Origin of the sequence: Nostoc sp. UIC 10607, from assembly GCF_047228265.1 — a bacterium.
Lineage (GTDB): Bacteria > Cyanobacteriota > Cyanobacteriia > Cyanobacteriales > Nostocaceae > Nostoc > Nostoc foliaceum_A.
This window is the reverse complement of record NZ_JBIQNW010000127.1, coordinates 1-8,060: the sequence shown is the minus strand read 5'-3', so window position 1 is coordinate 8,060 and position 8,060 is coordinate 1. Positions and strand designations below refer to the sequence as shown.

5 protein-coding genes and 2 pseudogenes are annotated in these 8,060 nt (G+C 42.5%); 6 read left to right on the top strand and 1 reads right to left on the bottom strand.

The genetic code is table 11. From position 1 onward, the window contains the following. Positions 1-207: 207 nt before the first annotated feature. The 5 genes and pseudogenes from ACEYW6_RS35220 to ACEYW6_RS35200 form a co-directional block, all read left to right on the top strand. Positions 208-848: pseudogene (locus ACEYW6_RS35220) on the top strand (histidine kinase N-terminal 7TM domain-containing protein); the annotation flags it as partial. Further along, positions 837-1,838 (top strand): diguanylate cyclase, encoded by a 1,002-nt coding sequence (locus tag ACEYW6_RS35215; RefSeq protein WP_412983448.1) that lies wholly within the window; start codon positions 837-839, stop codon positions 1,836-1,838. The pseudogene ACEYW6_RS35220 and the gene ACEYW6_RS35215, both read left to right, overlap by 12 nt. Before the next feature lie 764 nt (positions 1,839-2,602). Next, positions 2,603-4,183 carry a phosphoglycerate dehydrogenase gene (gene serA, locus ACEYW6_RS35210; RefSeq protein WP_190895687.1) on the top strand — a complete coding sequence of 527 codons (1,581 nt, stop codon included), beginning with the start codon at positions 2,603-2,605 and terminating at the stop codon, positions 4,181-4,183. A gap of 164 nt (positions 4,184-4,347) precedes the next feature. Further along, complete coding sequence (gene prmA / locus ACEYW6_RS35205) at positions 4,348-5,268, top strand: 50S ribosomal protein L11 methyltransferase (RefSeq protein WP_412983447.1); 921 nt, start codon at positions 4,348-4,350, stop codon at positions 5,266-5,268. Positions 5,269-5,712: 444 nt separating this feature from the next. Next, positions 5,713-7,038, top strand: a complete 1,326-nt coding sequence (locus tag ACEYW6_RS35200; protein ID WP_412983446.1) for a hypothetical protein — start codon at positions 5,713-5,715, stop codon at positions 7,036-7,038. 99 nt (positions 7,039-7,137) lie between these two features. Here ACEYW6_RS35200 and ACEYW6_RS35195 read toward each other — a convergent pair whose 3' ends face one another. Further along, positions 7,138-7,497 (bottom strand): hypothetical protein, encoded by a 360-nt coding sequence (locus ACEYW6_RS35195; protein ID WP_190895690.1) that lies wholly within the window; start codon positions 7,495-7,497, stop codon positions 7,138-7,140. A 375-nt stretch (positions 7,498-7,872) separates the two neighbouring features. On the opposite strand from ACEYW6_RS35195, the pseudogene ACEYW6_RS35190 reads away from it, so the two are divergent. Continuing rightward, positions 7,873-8,060 (top strand): annotated as a pseudogene (locus ACEYW6_RS35190) (hypothetical protein); the annotation flags it as partial.

Genomic DNA, 8,060 nt, shown 5'->3' with positions numbered 1-8,060 from the left:
GAAAAACAGCAAGAAATGTTGTGGGAACTGGGGCAAATTGAAATTGGGTTAGGAACGTTAGTGGCAACCAATGAACGTAAAAATTCAGGAATCATAATTCTGCTGTAACTTAACCGCTTTCAAGTGATTATTAAAATTGCTGGAACCTCATGACTTGCTCAAACTTATCTCATAAGGTTGAGATCATCTCTTAAGTGCTTCGTTACCATGCATTTTCAGTACAACCTCTACTTTGTTATTCTGAGCGTTACTGTAATCATCTCAATTACTGTTGCGTTTGCAGCTTGGCAGCGTCGCTCAATTTCTTTGGCTAGCAAGCCTTTCATTTCGATGATGCTAGCGATCGCAGGATACGCTACAGTTGCAGCAATGGAAGCAGCAGCAATTATCCTCCGAGAAAAAATATTTTGGTCAAAGCTGGAGTATGTCGGCTCAGGCAGTGTAATTACGCTCTTCCTCATATTTGCAATGCACTTCACGAATAAAAATCGTTGGCTAACGCCTCGAAATACAGCGTTGCTATGGGCTATTCCTACCTTCAATGTAATTTTGGTAGCAACAAACGAATGGCATGGTTTAGTCTGGTCTGGCTTTTTGCCAGATCCCAAAGGAAATAATTTTGTGATTTATCAACATAATCTTGGTTTTTTTGGGTCATGGTCTGCGTTTACCTCTACACGGTTACAGGGGTAGTAATGCTTATTCAGAAAGCCTTACTGCCATCAGTTCTGTCTCGTCGGCAGTCAAGCATGGCATTAGCTGGTGCAATATTACCAATATTAGGCGCTAGCTTGTATATGCTCCGCCTCACTCCTCCTGGTCTAAACATCACTCCCATGAGTTTCATGCTGGCCGGGTTGTTCTATTTTGTTAGCCTTTTTCGCTTTCGGATGTTTGACCTCGTTCCTGTAGCTAGAGACACGCTGATTGAGAATATGAGTGACGGTGTGCTGGTATTGGATGCCAAAAACCGGATTATTGACTTTAATCCGGCGCTAAAACGACTGATTGGGGTAAAAAAGCAGTATATTGGACAGCCTGCTGCTCAAGTTCTGGCCATTTTGCCAGAAATTGTCAGGCTTTACCATGCTCATGAAAGCGTCAAAACAGAGATATTCATAGATTCGGTAACTCCTTGTTATGTAGAGTTACTAATTACCTCATTACACAATGAGCGCAAGCAGTTAACAGGCCATTTGCTTGTTTTGCGTGACGTTACTCAACGTTATCAGGCTGAATCCGAACTGCGACAGGCGAATGAATATTTGCAAAAACAGGTACTCGAAATTAAAACCTTACAGGTTCAGTTACGAGAACAAGCTATGCGGGACGGACTGACAGGCTTGTTTAATCGGCGTTATTTTGACGAGATATTTCCACAAGAACTAGTACGAGCAACGCGGGATTCTGGTCGAGTTGCCTTGATAATTATGGATATCGATTATTTTAAAAGTATTAATGATACATTCGGTCATCAAGCTGGCGATGCCTGCGGCGGGCATAGCCTACGCGTAATTCAGGTATTTGCAGACATTCTTCGCAACTATAGTGACTCTCAAAACATTGTGTGCAGATATGGTGGTGAGGAGTTTGTATTGGTTTTACCTGGTCTGACACAGGAGAAAGCGTTTCAGCACGCCGAAAAAATCCGGTTATCGTTTCAAGCTTCACTGTTGGAATCTGGAGGGAAAGAAATAGATACGACGGTTTCGGGTGGAGTGGGCATGTTTCCAGATCATGGAAAAACCAGTGATGAGTTATTGCTAGTAGTGGATAAAGCGTTATATGCTGCTAAATTAGATGGGCGCAATTGTATCAAGTGCGTACAATCTAATTGATGAGATGTAGAAATTTCAACAATCATTGATGAAAAATACATAAATTTAAAAAACCTAAGTTTTCAGTTTTGTTGAAAATATTGCAAAATATTTCAGTTAACCCAGATTATCTGGATCTATTCCCAGCGCTCTTAATTGTTCTGTCAATTATTACACTTTTTGTGCTGCTTGGTGAGCGTGTTATGTTTCTTGTTTTATTTGTTCTGCGGGCGTAAGATACTGTTGTCCTTGCTCATCATACCAATACATCCATTATCGTGTTACACCGCAATAATTTATCCTTTCACAATCCAATTATCTTGATGATGCAATGTTTTACTTTGACTAAGGGATACCACTTGTGGTATTGAGAAACAGCCAAGATTTGACAGATAAAATAGTCACTAGCTCGTTTCCTGGTTGTGCAGAGCATTGCTTTAGCTAAAGTTGCAGCCCAGTCAAGAATCCAGGCATTTCTATGTCATCAAGGAAGCTGCTTAAGCTGATAAAATTTTGGTAACTCTTAACTATTAATAAATATATAAGTGCTTAGTGCTATTAATGCTTTATATTTAGCGACAGGGTGGTACAAACAAGCCACTCATCTTCAAATACTTAGGAGGCAGCATCCACTAGGAGCAACTCACGCTCCGATACCATCAGCACGTAGCGGAAGTAAAGGTTAAGTTGATATTAAAACGAATAATTTTTGCTGAATTGCGACAGATAAAGACTAAACTAAAAAGTCCTGTGCAGCAAAACCTGTAGCTTTAAATGAAGTAATCATGTCTAAGGTTCTTGTCTCCGATTCTATTGACCAAGCTGGAATTGACATTCTTTCGCAAGTTGCTACCGTTGATGTCAAAATAGGTCTAAAACCAGCAGAACTGATCGAAATTATTGGTGAGTATGACGCGCTGATGATTCGTTCTAGTACGCGCGTCACCCAAGAAATTATTGAAGCCGGCACCCAGCTAAAAATCATCGGTCGTGCTGGTGTGGGTGTGGATAATGTGGATGTTCCCGCCGCCACCCGCCGGGGAATTGTCGTAGTCAATTCTCCAGAGGGAAATACAATTGCTGCGGCTGAACACGCGCTAGCGATGATTTTGGCTTTGTCTCGCCACATCCCCGATGCTAACGCTTCGGTGAAACGCGGTGCGTGGGATCGCAATAGTTTTGTCGGCGCGGAAGTCTACAAAAAAACTCTCGGCGTTGTCGGTTTGGGTAAAATTGGCTCCCATGTTGCGGCTGTAGCTAAGACAATGGGGATGAAACTCCTAGCTTATGACCCTTTTATTTCCACAGAACGAGCCGAACAACTTGGCTGTCAGTTAGTTGAGCTAGATTTACTCTTCCAGCAAGCAGACTATATCACCCTACACATCCCCAAAACCCCAGAAACTACCCACTTAATCAATGCCACAACTCTGGCAAAAATGAAACCCACAGCCCGGATTGTCAACTGCGCTCGTGGTGGGATCATTGATGAAGTAGCTTTAGCAGCAGCTCTGAAAGCGGGTAAAATCGGCGGTGCAGCCTTGGATGTGTTCGAGTCAGAACCACTGGGTGAATCGGAATTGCGATCGCTAGGTAAAGAAGTTATCCTCACTCCCCACTTGGGAGCATCTACCGCAGAAGCTCAAGTGAATGTGGCTATTGATGTTGCCGAACAAATCCGGGATGTAATTTTAGGACTACCCGCTCGTTCAGCCGTCAACATTCCAGGACTCGGCCCCGATGTGTTGGAAGAACTCAAACCTTACATGCAACTAGCAGAAACTCTAGGTAATCTAGTAGGACAGCTAGCTGGCGGACGGGTGGAAGTCCTCAATATTCGACTGCAAGGGGAACTAGCGACAAACAAAAGTCAGCCTTTGATTGTAGCTGCCCTAAAAGGTTTACTTTACCAAGCTTTGCGGGAACGAGTAAATTACGTAAATGCCAGCATAGAAGCCAAAGAACGCGGAATTCGAGTGATTGAAACCCGCGATGCTTCCATCAGAGACTATGCGGGCACACTGCATCTAGAAGCCACGGGTACTTTAGGTACTCACTCTGTCACCGGCGCTTTGTTGGGTGAGCGGGAAATCCACCTGACTGATGTTGACGGTTTCCCGATTAACGTCCCTCCCAGCAAATATATGCTGTTTACCCTGCACCGCGATATGCCGGGGATTATCGGCAAACTCGGTTCCCTACTCGGCAGTTTTAATGTGAATATTGCCAGTATGCAAGTAGGTCGTAAAATCGTCCGTGGTGATGCCGTAATGGCTTTGAGTATAGATGACCCTTTACCTGAGGGCATTTTGGATGAAATTATAAAAGTCCCTGGTATTCGGGATGCTTATACAGTAACTCTATGAGGGCTGAGTGCTGAGTAACGAGTGCTGAGTCAAGAAAAGTTAGGAGTGAATAGTTAGGAGTTAAAAGTTAAAAACTCCCAACTCCTAACTCCTAACTCTTACCTCCCTCAAACTCAGCACTCACCACGGGCTGAACGCCCCGCTAGCGCTAACAGCACTTAAAAATGGCAAACACTTGGTGGGAACTACAGATTTTATGTGAGCCAGACCTAGAAGATTCGATCTTTTGGCGACTGGAAGATTTTGGCTGTCGGGGAACAGCTAGTGAAAACAAAGGAAATTCATCTTTAGTTAGGGCTTATTTATCGACAATTCAAACACAGCTACTAGATTTGGCAGCGCTGTCACTGTGGCTGCGTCAAGATGCCCTCTGTGTAGGAATTTCATCTCCTTCTCTGCAATGGCAGTTAATTGATGAGGAAGATTGGGCGACTAGCTGGAAACAATATTGGCATCCCCAAGAAATAGGCGATCGCTTCCTAATTAACCCCGCGTGGCTACCATCACCAGAAACAACGAAACGCTTAGTGATTCGTCTTGACCCTGGTGTAGCATTTGGTACGGGCAACCATGCCACCACTCAACTATGTTTGGAATCCTTGGAAATGCGGCTGAGTGAAGTTCCTCAGTCATTTGTGGGTACTAGTGGCAAACATGAACATCTAGTAATTGCGGATATTGGCTGCGGTTCTGGTATCCTTTCCATTGGGGCGCTGCTACTGGGAGCAGAGAAAGTCTATGCAGTAGATAATGACCCTTTAGCGGTGCAATCAACTATCAGTAATGGTGCGCTCAACGATATTAGTCCAGAACGTTTATTACCAGCACTGGGAAGTGTAGACGTTTTGAAAAAACTGATTGAGAAACCAGTAGATGGTATCGTTTGCAATATTTTGGCTCATGTAATTATTGATTTGGTTCCAGAAATGAGTGCGATCGCTAAACCTGATACTTGGGCTATCTTCAGTGGTATCTTGCTAGAACAATCTAAAGCTGTTGCTGATGCCTTAGAAGAGAATGGTTGGGTGGTTGCAACCCTATGGAAACGAAAAGAATGGTGTTGCTTGAATGTACGGCGTTCTTAAACCAGTAGGTGGTAGTGTACTGTGGCGGAAGTTTCTTGTCATTACCCACATTTTTGTAATAGTCAAAGTATCGTCCTAACCGAAATCCCGTCCTGCACTGAAGTGCAAGGCTGATAGCCGAAGTCTGCTCCAGTACACTAAAATCATCTGCTCAGTCCGCTTTAGAGGACTTTAGCTATTAGCCTTGGAGTTTATTCCAAGGCTGGATCGCAACGAAGCGGGGAAAGTCAGATGTGGGAAACGACAAGCTTTTTAAGACAAGCGATTTAAGCTCCTTGTCTGATGGTAACTGGATTTTCCCAAGCTTTACTAGAAATTTTAGTCAGACGTAAGCAGACAAAGTGGATGCTTTGTTTTAACAGGATTCGACTTAAGTATAAATAATCAAGCAATCTGAAGTGACATAATATATAGATTAACCACTATTGACTTTTGAAACCAGCGATGAAAGAACGGCTACAAATCCACAAAAAAGCTGACTCATCCGCTTCTAAGTCAGAGCAAGGTCAGTTGCGATGTCTACGACGGGCTACGCCTACGCACCTGTTAACTACTCACTTTCAACTTAGCTCCAACAAGCCTATAATACAGGCAAAAGTAGAGAATCAGAAATTTCAACAGTATCAGTTTGAGGCCACAAAACTCCAAATCCAAGCCAAGCATGGCACTATTACGCCAGAGGGACAGGAACGACTCACTGTATTACAGGCAAAGATGAATGAGTCGTTACAGCAAGGGAAGGAACACTCTTCCCAGTTTGGTCATAACCTGAGCAAAATGGCGATAAAACGTGCTGATAGTGGGTCAATTGCACAAATGCAACCCCTGCGGGAATCACTAATACAGCCAAAACTTACTATTGGTCAACCAGGAGATCAGTATGAGCAAGAAGCGGATAGAGTAGCTACTTCTGTAGTCAACCAAATTAATCCACCGACTCTGCAAACCCAGGAAGGACAGCAGACGACCCTAGCAGACACCAGGAACGAACAAGCAAACTCTGAAGAAATATTAGCAGCAAATAACTCAGCAGACAAAAAACAAAAATTTTTACAAGAGTACTCACTAGCCAAAACACTAGTAAATGGCATAGACGATACATTACCAGAAGATAAAATACTGGAACAACTATTCAAAAACTTTGGAAATATCCAATTTCAATACACAATGGTGAGCAAGAGTCAAGAAACTCTATTAAAAGGCTCTCCAGAAGGAGATTGCCAGACATTAGCCCGTGCTTTTAAAAAAGTTGCAGAAGAATATTTTGGCATCGAGAAAATAACAGTTGAAAGCATCGCCAAACCTTTTTTAACTGAAGCTGGAGTTACACCATACCAAGGTAAAAAACCAAATTGTGATGATGGTAAGCGCTGGTTTTTCCAAAACCATTATTGGGCTAGCTGGAATGGAAAGGTTTACGATGTTTTATTCCTCAGCCATAAACGAACTGAAGCAGATATGGCAAAACAGGTGCAACCACTTACATCTATGTTGATGCCTGAGCAAGAGTACTATGAAACAGAAAAAGGAAAAGTTGTATATCCAATTGTCAATAAGTACTCAACTGTAGAAATTGGGATATTTGAGAAACTGAAAAACTTTGTTAATAATCTTGGTAGGTTTTTCTCCGACAATATGAGTGCGATAATAAATAAAATTCAGTCTTTATTGTCCAAAGGTGGAAACAATACTAGTGGTTTTGATTCTTTAATGAGAGAACTAGAAAACGAAAAAACTAGTACTGTGATCTCAAACAATCAAAATCAATAATTCCAGACCTTGATGGTATCGTTAAGTGGGTGCGATCGCTCCGCAGACAAAGCCAAATCGGTAATTTTGGTTGTTAATCTATGCGATCGCAGTGCCTACTTACTTCAACAAAACCATGCTTTGACGCACAGTACGCTTGCGATCGCTTTTACGAATACCTCCAGCCATCTGATATTCATGGCTATTGTTACCATATTTATAAGCAATACCACGCAAAATCTTCTCAGAATAGTCTGCTAAATCTTGTTCATTTTCAACGATCTGGGTTAGTAAGACATCAATAGTAGAGAGGGTGGTATTGTATGCTTCTAGAGATTTTCGGAGGCTTTCGATTTTTTCAGTATAATCTTTGACTGTTAACTTCTCTCCAACATCGAGAGTTGGACTAATAGATTTAATGCTTGCTAAACGTATTTCAGCTTTGCCAAGAGTACGTGAATTGCGTTTCGATCTCGCCATAATTAATACTCAATTTCTAAATTACTGATAACTCTATAGTGGACAATTGTTGAAGAAGTTGTCATACGTGAAATTGTTGATTTTTCTGAAAAAGTCTAAAACTTGAGTACCTTACAACATTTTTTGCCAATAAAAACCATATTTATTGTTGAGGCACAGCAGTACTGTGCCTTAAAAGCGTATTCTATTTACGGGAAGATGCTGTAACACAAGTCTGTTTCTCATAACGTCTTGGCGGAAGCTGCTACAGACTGCGCAAAACACGGAAACGTCTTGGCGGAAGCTGCTACAGACTGCGCGAAACACGGAAACGTGAAGACGGAAGTTCCTACAGGGAAGGCGGAAGCTGCTACAGGCTGCGCAAAACACGGAAACGTGAAGACGGAAGTTCCTACAGGGAAGGCGGAAGCTGCTACAGGCTGCGCGAAACACGGAAACGTGAAGACGGAAGTTCCTACAGGGAAGAATTTAAAAATACCCCACCCTAACCCTCTGACAAGTGTAGGTTTTTTACAGTTAGGAGGAGTTATAACAGTAAAATTCATCAACAGGGGTACGAGGAA

What these genes read in the sequence shown, in the direction of transcription:
- ACEYW6_RS35200 (WP_412983446.1), top strand. Translation starts at nt 5,713, where the DNA reads ATGAAAGAACGGCTACAAATCCACAAAAAAGCTGACTCATCCGCTTCT.
- serA (WP_190895687.1), top strand. Translation starts at nt 2,603, where the DNA reads ATGTCTAAGGTTCTTGTCTCCGATTCTATTGACCAAGCTGGAATTGAC.
- ACEYW6_RS35195 (WP_190895690.1), bottom strand. Translation starts at nt 7,497, where the DNA reads ATGGCGAGATCGAAACGCAATTCACGTACTCTTGGCAAAGCTGAAATA.
- ACEYW6_RS35215 (WP_412983448.1), top strand. Translation starts at nt 837, where the DNA reads ATGAGTTTCATGCTGGCCGGGTTGTTCTATTTTGTTAGCCTTTTTCGC.
- prmA (WP_412983447.1), top strand. Translation starts at nt 4,348, where the DNA reads ATGGCAAACACTTGGTGGGAACTACAGATTTTATGTGAGCCAGACCTA.